Genomic DNA, 20,888 nt, shown 5'->3' with positions numbered 1-20,888 from the left:
AGCGATGAAAAAGGTCCTGATTCTTGGCGTCAACGGCTTCATTGGCCACCACCTGACGCGCCGCATCCTGGAGACCACGCAGTGGGAGGTCTACGGCATGGACATGGCGTCCGACCGCCTTGGCGACCTGGTGAACCACCCGCGCATGCATTTCTCCGAGGGTGACATCACGATCAACAAGGAGTGGGTCGAGTACAACATCCGCAAGTGCGACGTGATCCTGCCGCTGGTGGCCATCGCCACGCCGGCCACCTACGTCCGCAACCCGCTGCGCGTGTTCGAGCTGGACTTCGAGGCCAACCTGCCGATCGTGCGCAGCGCCGTGAAGTACGGCAAGCACCTGGTGTTCCCGTCGACCTCCGAGGTCTATGGCATGTGCACCGATGACGAATTCGATCCCGAGGCGTCGTCGCTGGTCTACGGCCCGATCAACAAGCCGCGCTGGATCTACGCCTGCTCCAAGCAACTGATGGACCGCGTGATCCACGCCTACGGCATGGAGCAGGGCCTGAACTACACGCTGTTCCGCCCGTTCAACTGGATTGGCGCCGGGCTGGACTCGATCTTCGAGTCGAAGGAAGGCTCGTCGCGCGTGGTGACGCAGTTCCTGGGCCATATCGTGCGCGGCGAGCCGATCAAGCTCGTCGACGGCGGCGCCCAGAAGCGCGCGTTCGCCGATATCTCGGACGGCATCTCGGCGCTGATGCAGATCATCGAGAACAAGAACGGCGTGGCCAGCGGCAAGATCTTCAACATCGGCAACCCGGCCAACATCCACTCGGTGCGCGAGCTGGCCGAGATGATGCTGTCGATGGCGGCCGAGTACCCCGAGTACGCCGACTACGCGCGCCAGACCCGAATCGTGGAAACGTCGTCGGGCGACTTCTACGGCAAGGGCTACCAGGACGTGCAGCACCGCGTGCCGAAGATCGACAACACGGTGCAGGAGCTGGGCTGGAAGCCCGAGGTGACGATGGAGCAGGCGCTGCGCCGCATCTTCGAGGCGTACCGCGACAAGGTGGTGGACGCCCGCACGCTGGTCGACGGCGACAACTGATCCGTCCATGGCCCGCATTTGCCTGAAGGTAGACGTCGACACGCTGCGCGGCACGCGCGAGGGCGTGCCGGCGCTGCTGTCGATGCTGTCGGCCGTGCAGGCCGACGCCACGTTCCTGTTCAGCCTGGGGCCGGACCACACCGGCTGGGCGCTGCGGCGCGTGTTCCGGCCCGGCTTCCTGAAGAAGGTGTCGCGCACGTCGGTGGTGTCCAACTACGGCCTGCGCACGCTGATGTACGGCGTGCTGCTGCCCGGCCCCGACATCGGCCGCCGCGCCGCCGCCGAGATGCGCGCGGCCGCCGCCGCGGGCCACGAGTGCGGCATCCACACCTGGGACCACGTCTACTGGCAGGACAACGTGCGCACGCGCGACGCCGGCTGGACGCGCCGCCAGATGCAGCAGTCGTTCGACCGCTTTACCGACATCTTCGGCGCGCCGCCGCCCACCCATGGCGCGGCCGGCTGGCAGATGAACGACGAGGCGTTCCGCCAGATCGACGACTGGGGCATGGCCTACGCCTCAGACGGGCGCGGCACCGGCCCGTACCGGCCCACCGTGGCCGGCCAGCCGTGCCGGCACGTGCAAATGCCGACCACGCTGCCCACGCTCGACGAACTGATCGGCGTGGACGACCTGACCGAGGACAACGTCCACCACGCGGTGCTGAAGCTCACCGAAGGCGACGCCGACCACGTCTTCACGCTCCACACCGAACTGGAAGGCGGCAAGCTGGCGCCCGTGTTCCGGCGCCTGCTGGCCGGCTGGCGCGCCCAGGGCCACGAACTGGTGTCGATGGCCACCTACCATCGCCACCTCGACGCGGCGTCGCTGCCGGCGCAGCCCGTCGCCTGGGGCGAGATTCCCGGCCGCAGCGGCGAACTGATCCTCCAGCCGCAGCGCTGAGCCTCACCCCTTGCGCGTCAGCCGCAGCCCGTTGAACACCACGAGCAGGCTGGCGCCCATGTCCGCGAACACCGCCATCCACATCGTGCCCAGGCCCATCAGGGTCAGCGCCAGGAACACGGCCTTGATGACCAGCGAGAGCGCGATGTTCTGCCGCAGGATGGTCGACGTCTGACGCGACAGCCGCACGAACGTCGGAATCTTGCGCAGGTCGTCGTCCATCAGCGCCACGTCGGCGGTTTCGATGGCCGTGTCGGTGCCGGCCGCGCCCATCGCAAAGCCAATGTCGGCCCGCGCCAGCGCCGGGGCGTCGTTGATGCCGTCGCCGACCATGCCGACCTTCCCGCCCTGCCCGTGCACCTGGTCAGCCAGCGCCGCCAGCGCATCGGCCTTGTCCTGCGGAAGCTGATGGCCGCGCGCCTCGTCGATGCCGACGGCCTTGCCGATGGCCTGCGCCGTGTGCGCGTTGTCGCCGGACAGCATCAGCGTGCGCACGCCCAGCGCGTGCAGTTGCTCGATGGCCTGCCGGCTCGACTCGCGCACCGTATCGGCAACACCGAACAGCGCTAACGCGCGGGCCGGCTGGCCGCCGGCGGGCAGCGCCGCCAGCATCACGATCGACCGGCCCTGCCGCTCGATGGCCTCCAGCCGCGCCTCCAGCGCCGGCGAGCAAGCGCCGAGGTCGTGGATCATCCGGTGGTTGCCGAGCCGGTACGCCACGCCGTCCACGGCACCGCCGACACCCTGCCCCGGCACCGCCGCGAAATCGGTCACGTCCAACCGCGCCACGCCGTCCGCATCAGCGGCGATGGCCACCGCGCGCGACACCGGATGGTCCGACCGGCCCGCCAGGCTGGCCGCGATGGCGCGCGCCTGCGGCACGTCATCGGCCAGCAGCGCGAAATCGGTCTGCGCCGGCTTGCCGTGCGTCAGCGTGCCGGTCTTGTCCAGCGCCAGCCACTTCAGCCGGTGGCCCTGCTCCAGGTAGACGCCGCCCTTGATCAGGATGCCGCGCCGCGCCGCCGCCGCCAGCCCGCTGACGATGGTCACGGGCGTGGAAATCACCAGCGCGCACGGGCAGGCAATCACCAGCAGCACCAGCGCCTTGTAGATCCACGCCAGCCACGGCGCGCCCATGGCCAGCGGCGGCACCACGGCGATCCCCACCGCGATGGCGAACACCACGGGCGTGTAGATTCTGGCGAACTGGTCGACGAAGCGCTGGGTCGGCGCGCGGCTGCCCTGGGCCGCTTCCACGGCATGGATGATGCGTGACAGCGTGGAGTCGTTGGCCGGCGCGGTCACCGCGTATTCGAGTTCGCCGGACTGGTTGATCGACCCTGCGAACAGCGCGTCGCCAGGCGACTTGTCGACCGGCACGCTTTCGCCGGTGATGGGCGCCTGGTCCAGCGCCGATTGCCCGCGCATGACGCGGCCATCGAGCGCCACCCGCTCGCCCGGGCGCAGCCGCACCGTCGCGCCCACCGTCACCGTGCGGGCCGGCACGGCCTGCCACGTTCCGTCGGGCTGCAGCACCGTGGCCTGCTCGGGCGCCATCGCCATCAGCCCGCGCACCGCGTTGCGGGCGCGGTCCAGCGACGCGGCCTCGATCCGCTCGGCCAGCGCGAACAGCGCCATCACCATCGCCGCCTCGGGCCACTGGCCGATGAACATCGCCCCGGTCACGGCGATGCTCATCAGCGCGTTGATGTTCAGGTTGCCGTTGCGCACGGCGATCCAGCCCTTGCGATAGACGCCCAGCCCCGCCAGCAGCACCGTGGCCAGCGCCAGCGCGGCCGGCAGGTACGGCGTGGCCACGTTGAACCACTCGGCCAGTTCGGCGCCCAGCGCGGCGGCCCCACCCAGGGCCAGCGGCCACCACGGCTTGCGGGCCTCGCTGGCGGCCACCTGCGTGCCATCGTCGGCGGCACCGGCCAGCGGCTCGGCCTTCATGCCGAGCGACCCGATCGCCTGGACGACCGGGTCAGTGGAATCGAGTGTGTGATGCACGGTCAGCACGCGCTGCATCAGGTTGAAGTCCAGCGCCGCCACGCCCGCCATGCCGCCGAGCTTGTTGCGGATCAGCGTTTCCTCGGTCGGGCAGTCCATGGCATCGATGCGGAACGCCGCAGCGCGGGTGCCGGCCGGCGCCGCCAACGGCGGGGCAGCCGGCGTGGCGGTTGCGCCACATCCCCCGCCACAGCAGGCGTCGGCCGGCGGGTGGTCGTGGGGATGATCGTGGGGATGATCGTGGGAGTGGTCGTGGGAATGACCGGGCACGACCGGTGGCAGGACGTTGTCAGGTGTCGAACGGGCCATGATGGGGTCCTCGTAGCGTATTACCTGCCATTGAAGACCCTGTAGCGGCTACAAGGTCAAGTGGCCGGGGCCGGCAGCGGGCCCACCGCGTCGGGAAACAGCAGTTCGAAGACCGTCTCGCCCTCGGCGCTGCGCACGCCGACGCTGCCGCCGTGGAGCCGCATGATCGTGTCGACGATGGCCAGCCCCAGCCCGGTCGACGACGCCGAGTTGCGGCGCGACGGGTCGGCGCGGTAGAAACGGCCGAACAGGTGCGGCAGCGCTTCCGGCGCGATGGCCGGGCCGCCGTTGAGCACCGTGATGGCGGTCTGGCTGGCCTGCGGGCAGACGCACATCCGCACCATGCTGCCGGCCGGCGCGTGCCGCAGCGCGTTGTCCAGCAGGTTGATGACGGCCCGCCGCAGCAGCGTCTGGTCGGCCACCACCGTGGCGTACCCCGACACCGACACGGTCACGTTGCGGTCGGCGGCCACGGCCTCGAAGTACTCGGCGATCTTGTCCAGTTCCGCGCGCGCGTCGATGGGCCGCGCGCCAAGCGCCACCTGCGCGTTGTCGGCCCGCGCCAGGAACAGCATGTTCTCGATCATGCGCGACAGCCGCTCGTATTCCTCCAGGTTCGACTCCAGCACCGCCTCGTACTCGGCCGGCGTGCGGCGCTGGGCCAGCGTCACCTGCGTCTGGCCGACGAGGTTGCTGATCGGCGTGCGGAAATCGTGCGCCAGGTCGGCCGAGAATTGCGACAGCCGCGTGAAACTGTCCTGCAGCCGCGCCAGCATCGCGTTCAGGGCGCCGGCCAGTTCGCGCAGTTCCTCGGGCGCGCCGCCCACGTCGAGCCGCGTGGCCAGCCGGCTTGTCGTCACCGCGGCCGCGTCGCTGGCCATCCGGCGCAGCATCCGCAGCCCGCGCCGCGCCAGCAGGAACCCCAGCGCCGCCGCGACAATCGCGCCGCACAGCACGGCGCCCAGCAGTTCGCCACGGTACTCGCGCATCAGCGCCACGCGGTAGCCGGCGTCGCTGAGCACGATGATCTCGACGGTCCGCTCGGTATTGCCGATCTGGCCCAGCGCCGCCATGCCGCGCGACGGCACGCCATTGCGCGGCAGCCAGGTCTGCAGCAGCGACTTGTCGGGCGTGGTGGTCACCGGCAGCACGCGCAGCGGCGGCAGGGTTTCGTTGTGGGGATTGAGGGTGATGAGCGGGTCGCCGTTGCGTGTGCGGACGACGAGGATCAGGCCCTCGTGGCCCATCGCGATATCGGCAAAGCGATGCGTGTCGGTGCGGATCTCGTTCTCGTCGGCCACCTCTCGCAGCAGGTGGCGCACCAGCAGCACCTCGCCCACCAGCTCGCCCTCGTCGCGCGACTGGAGCTGGCTGCCGAGCGCGCTGGACAGGTACGTGGCCACCCCGACCAGGATGGCGGCCGTGGTCAGCCCGTAGGCCAGCGCCAGCCGCGTGGTCAGCGAGGCAGGCATCCATGCATCGATCGCGCGGCGCACGCGCAGCAGCCGTTTCATGCCGGGCCGCTCACACTTCTTCGGATTCGTCGAGCACGTAGCCCATGCCGCGCCGCGTGTGGATCAGCTTCTTCGGGAACGGGTCGTCCACCTTGGCGCGCAGGCGCCGGATCGACACGTCGACGACGTTGGTGTTGCTGTCGAAGTTCATGTCCCAGACCTGCGAGGCGATCAGCGAGCGCGACAGCACCTCGCCCCGGCGCCGCGCCAGCAGTTGCAGCAGCGCGAATTCCTTCGACGTCAGGTCGATCTTCTGGCCCGCGCGCGTCACGCGGCGCCGGATCGTGTCGATCTGCAGGTCGGCCACTTCCATGAACTCGCTCTCGCGCAGCGGGCCGCGCCGCAGGATGGTGCGGATGCGGGCCACCAGCTCGGCGAACGCGAACGGCTTGACCATGTAGTCGTCGGCGCCCAGTTCCAGGCCCTTCAGGCGGTCGGACAGCTCGTCGCGGGCGGTCAGGCACAGCACCGGGGTGTCCTTGTCGCGCCGCAGGTCGCGCAGGACCTGCCAGCCGTCGATGCCGGGCAGCATCACGTCCAGCACGATCAGGTCGTAGTGCTGTTCGCGCGCATGGGCCAGGCCGTCCACGCCGTCGCGGGCCAGGTCGGCCACGAAGCCGGATTCGGTCAGCCCCTTCAGCAGATAGTCGCCCGCCTTCGGTTCGTCTTCGACAATCAGGATACGCATGGTGCTTCTACGGACCGGCCTGCTGCCGGCCCTGCCTTTCAGTTTGCAATGGAGACCCTAGACACTATCCGAGGTTAGCCGCTTTTGGGGCAACATTGCACGAATGTCATCGTGATTTGGCGAATTTTCTGCATCCAACGCAGTACAATGCCGGCTGCCCACCCCCGGGCCCTGCGGCGCCCCCTGGACGCAGGCCAGCCTCTCCATCCCAGCATGAAACGTCAGATTGCCCAATCCCTGTTGTGTCTCGCCGTGTTCGCGGTGCCCGTGCAAGGCGCCCTGGCGTCAGCCATGCCGCGCTGTGCGGGCGTGACGGCGATCGGGCTGTCGATGCAGGAACGCCATGCGGCGATCAAGGCCGAGGCGGAAGCCGAAGCGGGGATGGCGGCCCGGGAGCGCGCCCGGTGCACCGAGGCGTCCGCGCGCGAGGGCCGCGACATGCCGGTCTGGCACGATGCCCAGCCCGTTGGCCGCACTACCGAGCCGCCGGCTGACACTTCGCATCATGTGTATCGGGGCGCGGAATACTGTCACGCCTGCGTGGCAGAAGCGGCCAGCACGACGGTGCTGCCGGAACTGCCTCCGGCGGCCCTGCAGCACCGGCGCCACGCGCTGCCGCTGGCCAGCGCCACCGCGCTGGCGGATCTGCCGGCCTGCTGAAGGATGGAAACCGGGCGCCTTGCCGGCGCCCGCGCATCGTGACGTTCAGTCGACGCGGTAGAAATCGATCGACTGCCCAGCGTTGACCGCCCGCTGCAGCCAGTCGGGATACTCGCCGGTGCCGTCCCAGGTCTGACCCATTGCATTGCGATACATGACGCGCCCTGCCCCGGCCTCTGCGGTCTTGTTGGCGGGGGCTTCGGCGTGCCCGGCCGGCCCGGCCTCGGCTTCTTCCTCGTGATCGGCAAAGCAGCCTGCTTCGACAAGGTGGTCGAATGTCAGGCCATGGTGATCCATCTGCTCGCGGATCCAGGCCACCGCGGCTTGTTTGGCTGCATCAGACTCGGACATGACGTATCGTGCGCGCCGCCACGAAAGCGGGGCGGACTGGGGAAATGATTGCGGGGAACGGTCCGCGCAGAAAAAAGCCGGCGAACCAGACCCCGATTCTACAGGGTGTTGCGGCCGGCATCGGTGGAATCGTCTGAAAGCCGCGCCAGCGGCCCTGCCGGCATGCGTCCGGCGACGCATGACACTGATGTCATGCGTGGGTCATGTTGACGTGTACGGCCGTTGCCTAGACTTGCCGGCAAGGTCGCACTGACGGCCGAGTCATCAAAGACCGCAACATTTCCTCGATCCAAGCCTCTCGAACCAGGAGTTCACCATGTTCAAGAAAGCCCTGCTCTATACCGCCCTGGCGACCACGCTCGCCGGCGCCGCCACGATGGCCAACGCCGCGCCCCGCAGCGCCGATCCGTACACTGACGGTGCCCGCGTGACCAACCGCGACGGCTACGTGGAACGCCTTGGCACGCGTGACGTCTACACCGACGGTGCCCGCGACGTGCGCGACGCCCGCAACCCGTTTGTCGACGGTGCGCACGACGTACGCGACGCGCGCAGCCCGTACACGGACGGCACCTGATCCTTCCCGAGACGCCCGGCAAACGGGCGGTGACGGCCCTTCCGGGCCGCCGGCGGCGCTCAATGCGCCGCCATTTCTTTCATGAACTGCGCCGGCGGCACCGGCCTGCCCAGCAGGTAGCCCTGCAGCGCGTCGCAGCCCAGCCCCGCCAGGAACGCGCGCTGCGCCGGCGTCTCCACCCCTTCCGCCACCACCTGCAGGTTCAGCGTACGGCCCAGCGCGACAATGGCCGACACGATGGCCGCATCCTCCGAATCCTCCGCCAGGTCCCGCACAAAGCCGCGGTCGATCTTCAGTTCGCTTGCCGGAATCCGCTTCAGGTGCAGCAGGCTCGAATAGCCGGTGCCAAAGTCGTCGATGGCGATGCGCACGCCCATCCGGTCCAGCTGGGTCATGATCGCCAGCGTTTCCTCCACGTCCCGCATCGCCGTGCTCTCGGTGATCTCCAGCGTCAGGCTGGCGGCCGGAATGGCGTGGCGCGCCAGCACCTCCGCAATCGTGTCGATCAACCCGGCATGGCAGAACTGCAGCGTCGACAGGTTCACCGCCATGGTCCAGTCCGCGTGGCCCGCCGCATGCCAGATGGCAAGCTGGCGGCACGCTTCGTCCAGCACCCACTTGCCGATCGGCACGATGGCGCCGGTCTTCTCGGCCAGCGCGATGAACTGGTCGGGCATCAGCAGCCCATGCACCGGGTGCTGCCACCGCAGCAGCGCCTCGGCGCCCACCGGCTTGTTGGTCGATGCCGAGAACTTCGGCTGGTAGTGCAGCGCCAACTGGTCCTTGCGCGTGACGCCGCGCAGGTCCTGGATCAGCATCTGCTGCACGCGCGCCTGGTGGTTCATCGACCCTTCGAAGAAGCAGTACGCGTTACGGCCCGACGCCTTGGCGTGGTACATCGCCGCGTCGGCGTTGGTCATCAGCGTGTCCTGGTCGGCCCCGTCGGCCGGATAGAGCGCGATGCCGATGCTGCCCGACACGTGCAGCGCGTGCCCGGACACCGTCACCGGCTCGCGCAGCGCCTCGATCAGCTTTTCCGCCACCACGCCTGCGTCGGCCGGGTCCTCCACGCGCACCAGCACCACGAACTCGTCGCCGCCCACGCGCGAGATCGTGTCCTCGGACCGCGTCGACGCCCGCAGCCGGCCGGCGATTTCCACCAGCAGGCTGTCGCCCACCTGGTGGCCGTAGGTATCGTTGACGCCCTTGAAGCCGTCCAGGTCGACGAACAGCACGGCAAACGTGGCCGGCTGGCGTGCCGCGCCCTGGATGGCCTGCTGGAAGCGGTCTTCCAGCAGCACGCGGTTGGGCAGGTGGGTAAGCTTGTCGTGCAGGGCCAGGAACTCCAGCTCCTTGTTGGCCACGCCCAGCGCGTCGGCCAGCATGGCCGTGCGCATCTCCAGCCGCATGTCCAGCACCGAAGTAATCAGCGCCACGGCAATCACGCAGACCGTGATGACGATGATCGGCAGCGCCAGCGTGGCGCTGTCCACGCCCGTGCGCGCCGCGCCGCAGATGCTGCCCAGCGGAAAGCGGGCCGCCGCCATGCCCGTGTAGTGCATCGACGCAATGGCCCCGCCCATCACCACCGCCGCGCCAAAGCGCAACTGGTGCACGCGCGGCATGGCCCGCCGCAGCCGGAACGCGATCCACAGCGCCACGCCCGACGCCGCCATGGCAATGCCGATCGACAGCATGAACAGCGCCGGCTCATAGTCGATGGCCGGCCGCATGCGCAGCGCCGCCATGCCCGTGTAGTGCATGGCCGAGATGGCCGCGCCCAGCACCAGCGCGCCCAGCGCCAGCCGGCGCGGCGGCAGGTATTCCTGGCTGACCAGGTGCAGCGCGAACGCCGACGCCAGCACCGCGATCAGCAGCGACGCCCCGGTGATGGCCGGGTCGTAGCCCAGCGGAATCGGCAGCCGGAACGCGAGCATGCCGATGAAGTGCATCGACCAGATGCCCACGCCCATCGCCACCGCGCCGCCGGCCAGCCACATCCGCGCGTAGCGGCCCCGGCCAGCGGTGGAGATGCGCCCCGCCATGTCCAACGCCGTATAGGACGCCAGCACGGCAACTAGCACGGAAAACAGGACCAGAATCGCGTCGTAACTCGGGGACATCATCGCAGCAGGTGACGGGGCAGTGGCTTGGCAGGCCCGCCATATTGAGGGGAGTGGCGATCCGGGCGTGAATCTCCCGCCATCCTCAAGGGTTATCGGTCGTTGCAGCCCAGACTGAAGCGGGATTGTGCATCAGCGGCGTTGCTGCCGCACGGACTACCCCGTTTGTTGTCTTGACACACCAGCCGGGCCGATTCGGACCCGTCCGACAAACGCCGACACCGCAATCAGCGCGCACCGGAGATGCCGCCGGGGCCGAGCCAACTATGCTTGAGGCGTGGTGAACAACACATGGCGACGCGCAACGCAGAAGGAGAACCGGGCGGCGCCAGGCAAGGAGAACACATCATGTGGAAACGACTGACGGCGATCATCGCGGTAGGCGCATGTGCGTGGGCGATGTCGGGCTGCACGGCGACCGGCGCGGTCGCGGGCGGGGTGGTTGGCCATGAGGTCAGCGACGGCAGCGCGCTCGGCACGGTTGGCGGCGCCGTGGTTGGCGGCGTGATTGGCCACGAGCTGGGCAAGTAATTTCGATTTCCGCGGCCGGGACGGCGGGCAGGGTCGTCCAGGTTTGCGCGGCATGGGCTCTTAGATGGGAAGACCATGCCGCCGCGCGCCGCGCCATGAGCGTCGGCCGTTGCGCCCTTCAACGATGATTTCGGACGTTTTCATCGCTGAAAGGCACAGCGGCATCCACGGCGAAAGATCCTCACCGATCGTCATGGCGCGGCAGCGGGAAACCTGCAACGGGAAAACCCCGGACGATTGCGTCCGGGGTTTTTTCTTTTTCGCGCGGCTTCTGCAATGGCGATCGGCGGGCTCCCCTCTCCCGCGAAGTGGGAGAGAAGCCGGGGGAGAGGGCCAGCGGTTCCAATGGCGACCAGTCGGCAAGCAGAACCTCAACGCCCTCACCCCCAACCCCTCTCCCGCGCGCGGGAGAGGGGAGCGAAAACACCCCGCCCATCAACCACCCGCAATACGACTTCGGCGCCCTCAACCACCCGCAATATAAATTCGGCCCCATCAACCACCCTCAATACGACTTCGGCAGCCCCAGCACCCGCTCTGCAATGTGGCACATGATCAGCTGGGCGCTGACCGGTGCGATACGCGGGATGTACGACTCGCGCAGGTAGCGCTCCACGTGGTATTCCCGGGCGTAGCCCATGCCGCCCAGCGTCAGCACGGCGGTCTGGCATGCCTGGTGAGCGGCCTCGGCGGCCAGGTACTTGGCGGCGTTGGCCTCGGCCCCGCACGGCTTGCCGTTGTCGTAGAGCCAGGCGGCCTTCCAGACCATCATGTCCGCCGCCTCCAGCGCCATCCACGCCTGTGCCAGCGGGTGCTGGATGCCCTGGTTCTGGCCGATTGGCCGCCCGAACACGGTCCGCTCGCGGGCGTAGCGCGTGGCCGCGTCCAGCGCGGCGCGGCCCAGGCCCACGGCTTCCGCGGCGATCAGGATGCGCTCCGGGTTCAGCCCGTGCAGGATGTATTCGAATCCCCTGCCCTCCTCGCCAATGCGGTCCTCGGCCGGCACCATCAGCCCGTCGATGAACAGCATGTTCGAATCCACCGCGCCGCGCCCCATCTTGTCGATCTCGCGCACCTCGATGTGGTCGCGGTCCAGCGCCGTGTAGAACAGGCTCAAGCCCTGCGTGGGCTTGGCCACCGCGTCCAGCGGCGTGGTGCGCGCCAGCAGCAGCATGCGCGTGGCCACCTGCGCCGTGGAAATCCAGATCTTGCGGCCGTCGACGCGATAGGCGCTGCCATCGGCCGTACGCACCGCCTGGGTCTTCAGGTGCGTGGTGTCCAGCCCGGCATCGGGCTCGGTCACCGCAAAGCAGGCTTTCTCGTGCCCGGCAATCAGCGGCGGCAGCGCGGCCGCCTGCTGGGCCTCGTTGCCGAACACCACCACCGGGTTCAGGCCGAACACGTTCATGTGGATGGCCGACGCCCCCGAGAATCCCGCCCCCGACGCCGACACCGTCTGCATGATCAGCGCGGCCTCCGTGATCCCCAGGCCCGCGCCGCCAAAGCGCTCGGGCATGGCGATGCCCAGCCAGCCGGCGCCCGCCATCGCCAGGTGAAACGCTTCCGGAAAGCGGTGCTCGCGGTCCAGTCCGGCCCAGTAGTCGGGCCCGAAGTCGGCGCAGAGCTGCGACACCGCCTCGACGATCGCGTTTTGTTCGGCCGTCCTTTCAAAGTTCATCTCCGCTCCCGTTCATTCCGGCTGGATGCCCGCGTCCTTGACCAGCTTGGTCCACTTGACCAGCTCCCCGGCCACGAACCCCGCAAACTGCTGCGGCGTCTGCCCGAACGCCTCGAAGCCCAGCGCCTCGAACTTCGGCGCCACGTCCTTGCTGTTGGCGATCTTCGTCAGCTCGCGGTTCAGCCGATCCACCACCGGCTGCGGCGTCCGGGCCGGCGCGAACACGCCGTTCCACGACGTGATGTCGAAACCCTTGAGCTCCGGCGTGTCGCCAATCGGCGGCAGGTCAGGCAGCAACCGGCTGCGCTGCGCCGTGGTCACCGCCAGCGCGCGCATCTTGCCGGCCTTGACGTTGGCGATGCCGGCCGCCACGTCGACGAACATCATCGGCACCTGCCCGGCGATGACGTCGGTCATGGCCGGCGGCGTGCTCTTGTACGGCACGTGCAGCAGGTCGACCCGGGCCATGCGGCCCAGCGTGGCGCCGGACACGATGCCGGTGCTGTTGCCGCTGGCGTACGACATGCCCGGATGCGCCCTGGCGTAGGCAATCAGCTCGCCCACGGTCTTGACCGGCAGCTTCGGATTGACCACCAGCATGAACGGCAGGTTGCCCATGCGCGCCACCGGCGTGAAATCCTTGATCGGGTCGTAGGGCAGCTTCTTCATCAGCGACGGATTGGCCGAATGCGTCGTGTTGGTGGTCATGAACAGCGTGTAGCCGTCCGGCGCGGCCTGGGCCACCAGCTCGGCAGCAATCGCGCCATTGGCGCCGGGCCGGTTGTCGACCACCACGTTCTGGCCCAGCGCATCGCCCAGTTCCTTGGCGGTGATGCGCGCCACGGCGTCGGTGCCGCTGCCGGCCGCGAACGGCACTACCAGCCGGATCGGCCGGCTGGGCCAGGGGTCGGCGGCCTGCACGGCCAGCGGCAGCGCGGCCGCGGGCAACGCCAGGATGGCGGCGACGAGCGTGCGCCGCGCGCGGAATGTCAGCATGGGGGTTCCTCCAGGTTATCGGCGTGGCTGCCGGATCGATCGGGCGTCGCTCAGGCCGGGCGGATCACGCGGTCCGGCGATTCCTCGTACGGCGGGGCGTAGATGACCAGCAGCTTGACGGGCTCGTCGCTGATCACCGTGAACACGTGCATCGCATCGGCCGGAAAGAAGCAGCAGTCGCCGGGCCCCAGTTCGCGGGACTGGCCGTTGACCTCGGCCCGCGCGCGGCCTTCCAGCACGTAGCAGACCTGCTCGATGCCCGGATGGGCATGCGGCAGCGCGCCCTTGCCGCGTTCGATGGTGCCGTGGATCACTTCGAGCTGGGTGGCGCCGACGTTCTCGCGCCCGATGATGCGGCGGTTCAGCGTGCCGACGTGGTTGGCGGGGTGATACCCGGCCACGTCCTCGGTGCGGACGAAATAGGTGGGGGCCGCCTTGGCGGCGGACGATGCTGTCATGGGTAGGCTGTCTCCAACATCGGCGCCGTGCCGGCTGGCCGGCGCCTGTTTTCATGGTTGTGAAACAGATTTTATGCTCATGAAACCTGCCGTCAACTAGGGGTTGGTACCGATGCACCCCGGTGCAATACCGGCCGGTCGGGCTTTCCCGATCCACATCAAGGTCCGCGCCGTGGCACGCACTAGACTGGCTCGGTACGGGCCGCGCCCGTGCGTTTCGCCGAAGTCTCCAAGGAGTCCACCCATGACCACCATGCGCGCCGCAGTCTTCCAGGGTCCCGGCAAGATCGTCCTGCAGGAAAAACCCATCCCCGCCGTCGGCCCCGGTGACGCCCTGATCCGCATTACCACCACCACGATCTGCGGCACCGACGTCCACATCCTCAAAGGCGAGTACCCGGTCCAGCCGGGCCTGACCATCGGCCACGAGCCGGTCGGCATCATCGAGAAACTGGGCAGCAATGTCACCGGCTACCGCGAAGGCCAGCGCGTCATCGCCGGGGCCATCTGCCCGAGCTTTCATTCCTATGCGTGCCAGGACGGCTGCGCGTCGCAGGACGGCCAGGCGCACGGCCACGGCTACAAGCCGATGGGCGGCTGGCGCTTCGGCAACACCATCGACGGCACCCAGGCCGAGTACGTGCTGGTGCCCGACGCCCAGGCCAACCTCGCCCCCATCCCCGACGCACTGACCGACGAACAGGTGCTGATGTGCCCGGACATCATGTCCACGGGCTTCGCGGGTGCCGAGCAGGCCAACATCAAGATTGGCGATATCGTCGCGGTCTTCGCGCAGGGGCCGATCGGGCTCTGCGCCACGGCCGGGGCCCGGCTGCGCGGCGCGTCGAAGATCATCGTCGTCGACGGCATCGAGGAACGGCTGGCGATTGCCCGGCTGATGGGTGCCGACGCCACGGTCAACTTCCGCCAGGTGGACGTGGTTGACGAGATCCTGCGGCTGACCGACGGCCGGGGCGTCGACGCCTCGATCGAGGCGCTCGGCACCCAGGCCACGTTCGAGGCGGCGCTGCGGGTGCTCAAGCCCGGCGGCACGCTGTCCAGCCTGGGCGTGTACTCCACGGACCTGCACATCCCGCTGGGCCCGTTCGCGGCCGGGCTGGGCGACCACCGCATCGTCACGTCGCTGTGCCCGGGCGGCAAGGAACGCATGCGCCGGCTGATGAACGTGATCGAGACCGCGCGCGTGGACCTGGCGCCGCTGGTCACCCACCACTACAAGCTCGACGACATCGAGGCCGCCTACGACCTGTTCGCCCACCAGCGCGACGGCGTGCTCAAGGTGGCCATCACGCCCTGACCCGCCGGGGGCGCCTGGCGCCCCCAAACCATTGCCAAATCAACGGCTTGCCGCCCCCGCCGCCCCCTTCCACTAAATAATCCACGGCCCCTTTCGTCCAACAGGGTGATGCCGCCACCAGCGCGCGGCCCCGCCACTCCGTACCGAAAGGGAGCCTTTCATGAGTTTCGACCGCGACGACGCCACGTTCCTGGTTCTCGTCAATCACGAAGAGCAGTACTCGATCTGGCCCGACTACAAGCCCGTGCCCGGAGGCTGGCGCGCGGCGGGCTTCAGCGGCAACAAGCAGGCGTGCCTGGACCACATCGAGCGCACCTGGACGGACATGCGTCCGCTCAGCCTGCGCCGGTTCATGGAGGAGCCAACGCGGGCGGATGCCTGACCATGGCCGCCCTGCAACTGTTCTGCCTGCCCCATGCCGGGGCCAGCGCCACGGGCTACCTGCGCTGGCGGCGCCTGCTGCCGGCCGATATCGCGCTGGTGCCGCTGGAGCCGCCGGGCCGTGGCGCGCGGCTCGACGCCCCGCTGCTGCGCGACTTCGAGCCGCTGGCCGCCGACCTGGCCGACCAGTTGAGCCGCCTTCGCACCGCCCCCACGCCGTTCGCGATCTTCGGCCACAGCATGGGCGCGCTGCTGGCCTGGCGCGTCTGCCATCTGCTCCATGAGCGGGGCCAGCCGCTGCCGCGCCGGCTGCTGGTGTCCGGCTGCGCCGCCCCGAGCCGGCGCGACCCGCAGCGCCTGGCCGCATTGCGTGGCGATGCCGCGCTGATGGCCGATCTGCGCAAGCTCGGCGGCACGCCCGAGGCCGTGTTTGCCGAGCCCGAGCTGCTGCGCCTGACGCTCGACGTGCTCGATGCCGACTACCGCGTCTGCGAGCGCTTTCGCCGCGCCGACGCCGCGCCGCTGCCCGTGCCGCTGCACGTGTTCGCCGGCCGCGATGATCCAATCGCACCGGCCGACCTGCACGCCTGGGCCATCGAAACCGCCGCCGGCCACACGCTCGACTGGTTCGCCGGCGGGCACTTCTTCCTGCACGACAACCCGGCCGCCGTGGTGCAACGGCTGCTTGCCCGCCTGGACCACCCCGCCGCCCTGCCGTCGCTCGCGCCCGCCTGAGCCCCGCCGACCCTGCCGCGCCGCGCCCGCCCATCGCCAACCGTCTTCCCTGGAAAGCAGACTCCATGCCGTCCGATCCGAACGTCCCGGCCACGCTGGTGGCCCACCTCGACCGTCTGGCCGCCCAGCGCCCCGATGACACGGCGCTGATTGTCATCGACGCCGAAGACGAGACCCGCTACGACTACGCCGCGCTGCACGTCCGCGTGCGCGCGCTGGGCGCCCACCTGGCCGCGCAGGCCGCCCCCGGCGACCGCGCGCTGCTGCTGATGGACAGCGGCATCGACTACGTGACCGCGTTCTTCGCTTGCCTCTACGCGGGCCTGATTGCCGTGCCGGCGTTCGAGCCCGGCGCCGTGCGGTCAGCCCAGGTGGCGCGGCTGCGCGCGATGGCCGCCGACGCCCAGCCGTCCGTGCTGATCGCCACCGCCGCGCAGGCCGCCGCCCATGCCGATGCACTGGCCGACATCGCGCCGGCCGCACGCATCGTCCACGCCGACGCCGCGCACGCGCCGGCCCCATCCGGCTGGCAGCCCTACCGCGCCGAGCCCCGGACGCTGGCCTTCCTGCAGTACACGTCCGGCTCCACGGCCGCGCCCAAGGGTGTGATGGTCAGCCACGGCAACGTCATGGCGAACGAGGCGGCCATCGCGGACGGCATGGGCATCGGCCCGCACGACGTGATCGCCACGTGGCTGCCGCTCTATCACGACATGGGGCTGATCGGCGGCCTGCTGCAGCCGATGTTCGTCGGCGTGCCGGTGGTCATGATGTCGCCGCAACGCTTCCTGGAACGCCCCGTGCGCTGGCTGCAGGCCATCAGCCGCCACCGCGCCACGGTCTCGGGCGGGCCGGACTTTGCGTACCGGCTCTGCGTCGAGCGCGTGCGCGACAGCCAGCTCGACGGGCTCGACCTGTCGAGCTGGGCCGTCGCCTACTCGGGCGCCGAGCCGGTGCGCGCCGACACGCTGCGCGCCTTCGTCGACCGTTTCGCGCCGGCCGGCTTCCGCGCGCCGGCACTCTACCCGTGCTACGGCCTGGCCGAAGCCACGCTGTTCGTCACCGGCGGCCCGCGCGGCGGCGGCATGGCCTGCACCACGTTCGATGCCGGCGCGCTGGCGCAAGGCCGAGCCGAAGCGGTGGATACGGGGCTCGAACTGGTGGCCTGCGGCTTTCCGCGCGCCGGCCATGCCGTGCGCATCGCCAGCCCCGACGGCACGGCGCTGCCCGACCACTGCGTCGGCGAGATCGAAGTCAGCGGGCCCAGCGTCACGCACGGCTACTGGCGCAACGCCGACGCCACGGCTGCCACGTTCGGCGCCGAAGGATGGCTGCGCACCGGCGACCTGGGCCTGCTGCGCGACGGCCAGCTCTACATCGCCGGCCGCCGCAAGGACCTGATCATCGTGCGCGGCCAGAACCTCTATCCGCAGGACATCGAGCGCGCGGTGGAAGCCCACGTACCCGCCGCCCGACGCGGCCGCGTGGCCGCCTTCGCCGTGCAGACGCCCGACGGCGAGGCCATCGGCGTCGCCGCCGAAATCTCGCGCCCGGACCAGAAGCGGCTGGGCCACGATGCGCTGGTGCAGGCGCTGGCGCTGGCCGTGGGCGATGCCTGCGGCGAACCGCTGGCCGTCGCGCTGCTGCTGAACCCGGGCGGCCTGCCCAAGACCACCAGCGGCAAGCTGCAGCGCAGCGCCTGCCGCCAGGGCTGGATCGACGACAGCCTCGACGCCTGCGCCATCTGGGCCCATGGCCGCTTCACGCGCGGCGGCATCGGCGGCCCCGTTGACGCCGCGGAAGCCCCGTGCGGCGACACCGAAATCGCGCTGGCCGCGCTGTGGCAGGAACTGCTCGGCACCGCACCCGCCAGCCGCCACGCGCACTTCTTCGCCAGCGGTGGCAGCTCGCTGACCGCCGCGCAACTGGTGGCCCGGCTGCGCGCGCAGTACGGCGCCGGCATCGCGCTGCGGCTGCTGTTCGATCATCCGACGCTGGCCGCCTGCGCCGCCGCGCTCGACAGCCATCGCGCCGATATGCCGGCTGGCGACGACCCCCAAGTCGCCGCCATAACCCCGGCCCCGCGCACCGGCCCGCTGCCGCTCGCGCCGGCCCAGCACCGGCTCTGGCTGACCGACCGCATCGCCAACCCGGCCCAGCGCTGGACGTACAACATGGCCGGCGGCCTGCGCCTAACCGGACCGCTCGACACCGCCGCGCTGCACGCCAGCCTCAACGCACTCGTCGCGCACCATGAAATCCTGCGCACCGGCTATCCCGCCGATGCCCATGGCGATCCCTACGCGCACATCGTGCCCGCGCTGGCCATCGACCTGCCCGTCAGCGACATTTCGGGCGTGAGCCCGGCCCGGCGCGACGCGGCGCTGCAGGAACTGGCCGAGGGCCAGGCCCGCGAGCCGTTCGACCTGGCCCAGCCGCCGCTGCTGCGCGCCCGGCTGGTGCGGCTGGCGGACGACGACCACGCGCTGCTGGTCACGCTGCACCATATCGTCGGCGACGGCTGGTCTATCGGCGTCCTGCTCGATACGCTCGCCACCGCCTATAACGCCGCCCGTGCCGGCCAGCCCGCCACGCTGGCGCCGCTGCCGATCCAGTACGTCGACTACGCCGCCCACCAGCAGGCCGAAGCGCGCCACCCGCGCAGCCAGGCCGACGCCGACTACTGGCGCACCGCGCTCCACGGCGCGCCACGGCTGCCCACGCTGCCCACGCCGCATCGCCGCCCGCCTGTCGCCGCGTCCGATGGCGCCGCCTGCCACGCCGAGTTGCCCGCCGCGCTGCTGGCCCAGGTCGACGCGCTGGCCCACCGCCACGGCGCCACGCGCTACATGGTGCTGCTGGCAGCGTTCCACCTGCTGCTGCATCGCCTGGGCGATGCCCGCGACCAGCTCGTCGGCATCGACGTGGCCGGCCGCACGCGCCGCGAGCTGGAAGGGCTGATCGGCTTCTTCGTCAACGTGCTGCCGCTGCGCGCGCAGCCGCGCCCCGACATGCCGTTCGGCGACCTGTTGGCGCAGATCCGCGCGCAGACGCTGGCCGCCTTCGACCACCAGTCGCTGCCGTTCGACCGCATCGTCGAAGCGGCCGGCGTGCCGCGCGAGCGCGCATGGCATCCGCTGGTGCAGGTGCTGTTCGTGCTGCACAACACGCCGGCCGCCGCCCGTGCGTTCGATGGCCTGCAGGCCCGCCGCCTGCCCACGCCCGTGCATGCCGCCAAGTTCGACCTGGCGGTGTTCCTGGACCCGCACGCCGACGGCCTGCGTGCCGAATGGGTCTACGCCACCGCCCTGTTCCCGCGCGCCACCGTGCAGCGCCTGGCCGACGCCTACGGCGCCGTGCTGGCGCAGGCCGTGGCCAACCCCGCACGCGCGCTGTCCGGCTTCGACGTGCCGGCCGGCCTGTGCGATCCCGTTCGCGACGCCGTTCGCGCCCCTGTTTCCGAGACGCCCGCCATGCCCACCGCCCAAGTGTCCAGTCCCAGCAAGCTCGACAAACTCGACAAACTCGCCAGGCTCGGCAAGCCCGCCAGCAAGCCGCCGGCCGCGGCACCGGCCGGCGCGCCCGTGCGCACTTCGTTCCTGTCGTCGGGGCAAACCTTCCCGATCGTGATCGAGCCGGCCTCGCCGGACCTGGACCCGGTGGCCTGGGCGCTGGCCCATCGCGACGAGATCGAGGCCACGCTGTGCCGCCACGGCGGCATCCTGCTGCGCGGCTTCGGGCTGCGCACGCCGCAGGAGTTCGAGGCGTTTGCCGAATCGATCGAGCCGGGCCTGTACGGCGCCTACGGCGATCTGCCGAAGAAGGAAGGCGGCCGCAACACCTACCGCTCCACGCCGTACCCGGAGCGCGAGATGATCCTCTATCACAACGAAAGCGCGCACCTGTCGCGCTGGCCGCGCAAGCAGTGGTTCTTCTGCGAGCTGCCGTCGCCGGTGGGCGGCGCCACGCCCATCGTCGACTGCCGCGAGATGTACCGCCGCCTGCCGGCCGACCTGGCCGCCCAGTTCGAGGCCAGGGGCCTGCGCTACGTACGCACGTTTAACGACAAGCTCGACGTGAGCTGGCGCGACTTCTTCAAGACCGACGACCGCGCCGAGGTGGAAGCCCGCCTGCGTGCATCGGGCACCGATTTCACGTGGCTCGATGCCGACACGCTCCAGACGCGCGAGCGCTGCCCGGCCGTGATCGCCCACCCGGTCACCGGCGAGCGCAGCTTCTTCAACCAGGTGCAGTTGCACCACACGGCCTGCCTGGACCCCGAAGTGCGCCGCGACCTGCAGGAGATCGTCGGCGCCGACCGCATGCCGCGCCAGGTGACGTTCGGCGACGGCAGCCCGATTGGCGACGACGTGATGGCGCTGCTCGGCGCGCTGTACGAGGCGTGCGCCGTGCGCTTCGACTGGCGCCAGGGCGACGTGGTCATGCTCGACAACATGCTGGCCGCCCACGCGCGCGACCCGTTCGAGGGCCCGCGCAAGATCGTGGTGGCGATGGGCGACATGTTCGAACGCCGCAACCTGCCGCCGCTCGCCGCCGCGCCCGCCCGTCAGGACGCCGCCGCGCTGGAGGGCTGAGCC

The 20,888-nt window shown here is 70.1% G+C and carries 17 protein-coding genes; 9 read left to right on the top strand and 8 right to left on the bottom strand.

Annotated features, from left to right (window positions below; all coding sequences use genetic code 11):
* Positions 1 to 4 precede the first annotated feature (4 nt).
* Complete coding sequence (locus EPAKOI_RS19125) at positions 5 to 1,057, top strand: bifunctional UDP-4-keto-pentose/UDP-xylose synthase (protein ID WP_124685189.1); 1,053 nt, start codon at positions 5 to 7, stop codon at positions 1,055 to 1,057.
* Positions 1,058 to 1,064: 7 nt separating this feature from the next.
* Positions 1,065 to 1,961, top strand: a complete 897-nt coding sequence (locus tag EPAKOI_RS19120) for a polysaccharide deacetylase family protein (protein ID WP_423194314.1) — start codon at positions 1,065 to 1,067, stop codon at positions 1,959 to 1,961.
* 3 nt (positions 1,962 to 1,964) lie between these two features.
* Here EPAKOI_RS19120 and EPAKOI_RS19115 read toward each other — a convergent pair whose 3' ends face one another.
* Genes EPAKOI_RS19115 through EPAKOI_RS19105 form a run of 3 tightly spaced genes read right to left on the bottom strand, consistent with a single transcriptional unit; the run spans position 1,965 to position 6,482 of the window.
* Positions 1,965 to 4,280: a heavy metal translocating P-type ATPase gene (locus EPAKOI_RS19115; RefSeq protein ID WP_423194313.1), complete on the bottom strand. Its 2,316-nt coding sequence runs from the start codon at positions 4,278 to 4,280 to the stop codon at positions 1,965 to 1,967.
* A 56-nt stretch (positions 4,281 to 4,336) separates the two neighbouring features.
* Positions 4,337 to 5,794: a heavy metal sensor histidine kinase gene (locus EPAKOI_RS19110; RefSeq protein ID WP_423194312.1), complete on the bottom strand. Its 1,458-nt coding sequence runs from the start codon at positions 5,792 to 5,794 to the stop codon at positions 4,337 to 4,339.
* Positions 5,795 to 5,804: 10 nt separating this feature from the next.
* Complete coding sequence (locus EPAKOI_RS19105) at positions 5,805 to 6,482, bottom strand: heavy metal response regulator transcription factor (protein ID WP_124685192.1); 678 nt, start codon at positions 6,480 to 6,482, stop codon at positions 5,805 to 5,807.
* A gap of 213 nt (positions 6,483 to 6,695) precedes the next feature.
* Between EPAKOI_RS19105 and EPAKOI_RS19100 the strand changes: the two genes are divergently transcribed.
* A complete protein-coding gene (locus EPAKOI_RS19100) occupies positions 6,696 to 7,142 on the top strand; it encodes a hypothetical protein (protein ID WP_423194311.1) in 447 nt (148 codons plus the stop codon).
* Between the two features lie 45 nt (positions 7,143 to 7,187).
* On the opposite strand, the gene EPAKOI_RS19095 is transcribed toward EPAKOI_RS19100, so the two are convergent.
* A complete protein-coding gene (locus tag EPAKOI_RS19095) occupies positions 7,188 to 7,493 on the bottom strand; it encodes a histone-like nucleoid-structuring protein (protein ID WP_423194310.1) in 306 nt (101 codons plus the stop codon).
* A 316-nt stretch (positions 7,494 to 7,809) separates the two neighbouring features.
* Between EPAKOI_RS19095 and EPAKOI_RS19090 the strand changes: the two genes are divergently transcribed.
* Positions 7,810 to 8,070, top strand: coding sequence for a copper resistance protein CopQ (locus EPAKOI_RS19090; protein ID WP_124685195.1), 261 nt, complete (start codon positions 7,810 to 7,812; stop codon positions 8,068 to 8,070).
* A gap of 59 nt (positions 8,071 to 8,129) precedes the next feature.
* On the opposite strand, the gene EPAKOI_RS19085 is transcribed toward EPAKOI_RS19090, so the two are convergent.
* Positions 8,130 to 10,196, bottom strand: a complete 2,067-nt coding sequence (locus tag EPAKOI_RS19085; RefSeq protein ID WP_423194309.1) for a putative bifunctional diguanylate cyclase/phosphodiesterase — start codon at positions 10,194 to 10,196, stop codon at positions 8,130 to 8,132.
* A 396-nt stretch (positions 10,197 to 10,592) separates the two neighbouring features.
* Here EPAKOI_RS19085 and EPAKOI_RS19080 point away from each other — a divergent pair, with 396 nt between their 5' ends.
* Positions 10,593 to 10,724 carry a glycine zipper 2TM domain-containing protein gene (locus EPAKOI_RS19080; protein ID WP_409559006.1) on the top strand — a complete coding sequence of 44 codons (132 nt, stop codon included), beginning with the start codon at positions 10,593 to 10,595 and terminating at the stop codon, positions 10,722 to 10,724.
* A 505-nt stretch (positions 10,725 to 11,229) separates the two neighbouring features.
* On the opposite strand, the gene EPAKOI_RS19075 is transcribed toward EPAKOI_RS19080, so the two are convergent.
* From EPAKOI_RS19075 to EPAKOI_RS19065, 3 genes are read right to left on the bottom strand one after another with little or no spacing between them, the layout of a single operon-like run.
* Positions 11,230 to 12,402 carry an acyl-CoA dehydrogenase family protein gene (locus EPAKOI_RS19075; RefSeq protein WP_423194308.1) on the bottom strand — a complete coding sequence of 391 codons (1,173 nt, stop codon included), beginning with the start codon at positions 12,400 to 12,402 and terminating at the stop codon, positions 11,230 to 11,232.
* A gap of 12 nt (positions 12,403 to 12,414) precedes the next feature.
* Positions 12,415 to 13,398 (bottom strand): tripartite tricarboxylate transporter substrate binding protein, encoded by a 984-nt coding sequence (locus tag EPAKOI_RS19070; protein ID WP_313836800.1) that lies wholly within the window; start codon positions 13,396 to 13,398, stop codon positions 12,415 to 12,417.
* A gap of 50 nt (positions 13,399 to 13,448) precedes the next feature.
* The gene (locus EPAKOI_RS19065) at positions 13,449 to 13,856 is read right to left on the bottom strand and encodes a cupin domain-containing protein (protein ID WP_423194307.1); all 408 of its coding nucleotides are present in this window, start codon (positions 13,854 to 13,856) and stop codon (positions 13,449 to 13,451) included.
* Between the two features lie 244 nt (positions 13,857 to 14,100).
* On the opposite strand from EPAKOI_RS19065, the gene EPAKOI_RS19060 reads away from it, so the two are divergent.
* From EPAKOI_RS19060 to EPAKOI_RS19045, 4 genes are all read left to right on the top strand, one after another.
* Positions 14,101 to 15,174, top strand: a complete 1,074-nt coding sequence (locus EPAKOI_RS19060) for an NAD(P)-dependent alcohol dehydrogenase (RefSeq protein ID WP_423194306.1) — start codon at positions 14,101 to 14,103, stop codon at positions 15,172 to 15,174.
* A gap of 160 nt (positions 15,175 to 15,334) precedes the next feature.
* The gene (locus EPAKOI_RS19055; RefSeq protein WP_124685202.1) at positions 15,335 to 15,556 is read left to right on the top strand and encodes an MbtH family protein; all 222 of its coding nucleotides are present in this window, start codon (positions 15,335 to 15,337) and stop codon (positions 15,554 to 15,556) included.
* Positions 15,557 to 15,558: 2 nt separating this feature from the next.
* On the top strand, positions 15,559 to 16,290 hold the full coding sequence (locus EPAKOI_RS19050) for a thioesterase II family protein (protein ID WP_423194305.1): 732 nt from the start codon (positions 15,559 to 15,561) through the stop codon (positions 16,288 to 16,290).
* Positions 16,291 to 16,355: 65 nt separating this feature from the next.
* A complete protein-coding gene (locus tag EPAKOI_RS19045; RefSeq protein ID WP_423194304.1) occupies positions 16,356 to 20,885 on the top strand; it encodes a condensation domain-containing protein in 4,530 nt (1,509 codons plus the stop codon).
* The last annotated feature ends 3 nt before the right edge of the window (positions 20,886 to 20,888 follow it).

Source organism: Cupriavidus sp. H18C2, assembly GCF_049393795.1.
Taxonomy (GTDB): Bacteria; Pseudomonadota; Gammaproteobacteria; order Burkholderiales; family Burkholderiaceae; genus Cupriavidus; species Cupriavidus pauculus_C.
The sequence above is the reverse complement of the archived record's forward strand: the minus strand, read 5'-3'. Positions and strand labels throughout refer to the sequence as shown.

Coding starts and splice junctions, on each gene's coding strand:
- EPAKOI_RS19055 (WP_124685202.1), top strand. CDS start 15,335: ATGAGTTTCGACCGCGACGACGCCACGTTCCTGGTTCTCGTCAATCAC.
- EPAKOI_RS19080 (WP_409559006.1), top strand. CDS start 10,593: ATGTCGGGCTGCACGGCGACCGGCGCGGTCGCGGGCGGGGTGGTTGGC.
- EPAKOI_RS19050 (WP_423194305.1), top strand. CDS start 15,559: ATGGCCGCCCTGCAACTGTTCTGCCTGCCCCATGCCGGGGCCAGCGCC.
- EPAKOI_RS19120 (WP_423194314.1), top strand. CDS start 1,065: ATGGCCCGCATTTGCCTGAAGGTAGACGTCGACACGCTGCGCGGCACG.
- EPAKOI_RS19125 (WP_124685189.1), top strand. CDS start 5: ATGAAAAAGGTCCTGATTCTTGGCGTCAACGGCTTCATTGGCCACCAC.
- EPAKOI_RS19105 (WP_124685192.1), bottom strand. CDS start 6,482: ATGCGTATCCTGATTGTCGAAGACGAACCGAAGGCGGGCGACTATCTG.
- EPAKOI_RS19110 (WP_423194312.1), bottom strand. CDS start 5,794: ATGAAACGGCTGCTGCGCGTGCGCCGCGCGATCGATGCATGGATGCCT.
- EPAKOI_RS19100 (WP_423194311.1), top strand. CDS start 6,696: ATGAAACGTCAGATTGCCCAATCCCTGTTGTGTCTCGCCGTGTTCGCG.
- EPAKOI_RS19065 (WP_423194307.1), bottom strand. CDS start 13,856: ATGACAGCATCGTCCGCCGCCAAGGCGGCCCCCACCTATTTCGTCCGC.
- EPAKOI_RS19045 (WP_423194304.1), top strand. CDS start 16,356: ATGCCGTCCGATCCGAACGTCCCGGCCACGCTGGTGGCCCACCTCGAC.
- EPAKOI_RS19060 (WP_423194306.1), top strand. CDS start 14,101: ATGACCACCATGCGCGCCGCAGTCTTCCAGGGTCCCGGCAAGATCGTC.
- EPAKOI_RS19115 (WP_423194313.1), bottom strand. CDS start 4,280: ATGGCCCGTTCGACACCTGACAACGTCCTGCCACCGGTCGTGCCCGGT.
- EPAKOI_RS19085 (WP_423194309.1), bottom strand. CDS start 10,196: ATGATGTCCCCGAGTTACGACGCGATTCTGGTCCTGTTTTCCGTGCTA.
- EPAKOI_RS19075 (WP_423194308.1), bottom strand. CDS start 12,402: ATGAACTTTGAAAGGACGGCCGAACAAAACGCGATCGTCGAGGCGGTG.
- EPAKOI_RS19070 (WP_313836800.1), bottom strand. CDS start 13,398: ATGCTGACATTCCGCGCGCGGCGCACGCTCGTCGCCGCCATCCTGGCG.
- EPAKOI_RS19090 (WP_124685195.1), top strand. CDS start 7,810: ATGTTCAAGAAAGCCCTGCTCTATACCGCCCTGGCGACCACGCTCGCC.
- EPAKOI_RS19095 (WP_423194310.1), bottom strand. CDS start 7,493: ATGTCCGAGTCTGATGCAGCCAAACAAGCCGCGGTGGCCTGGATCCGC.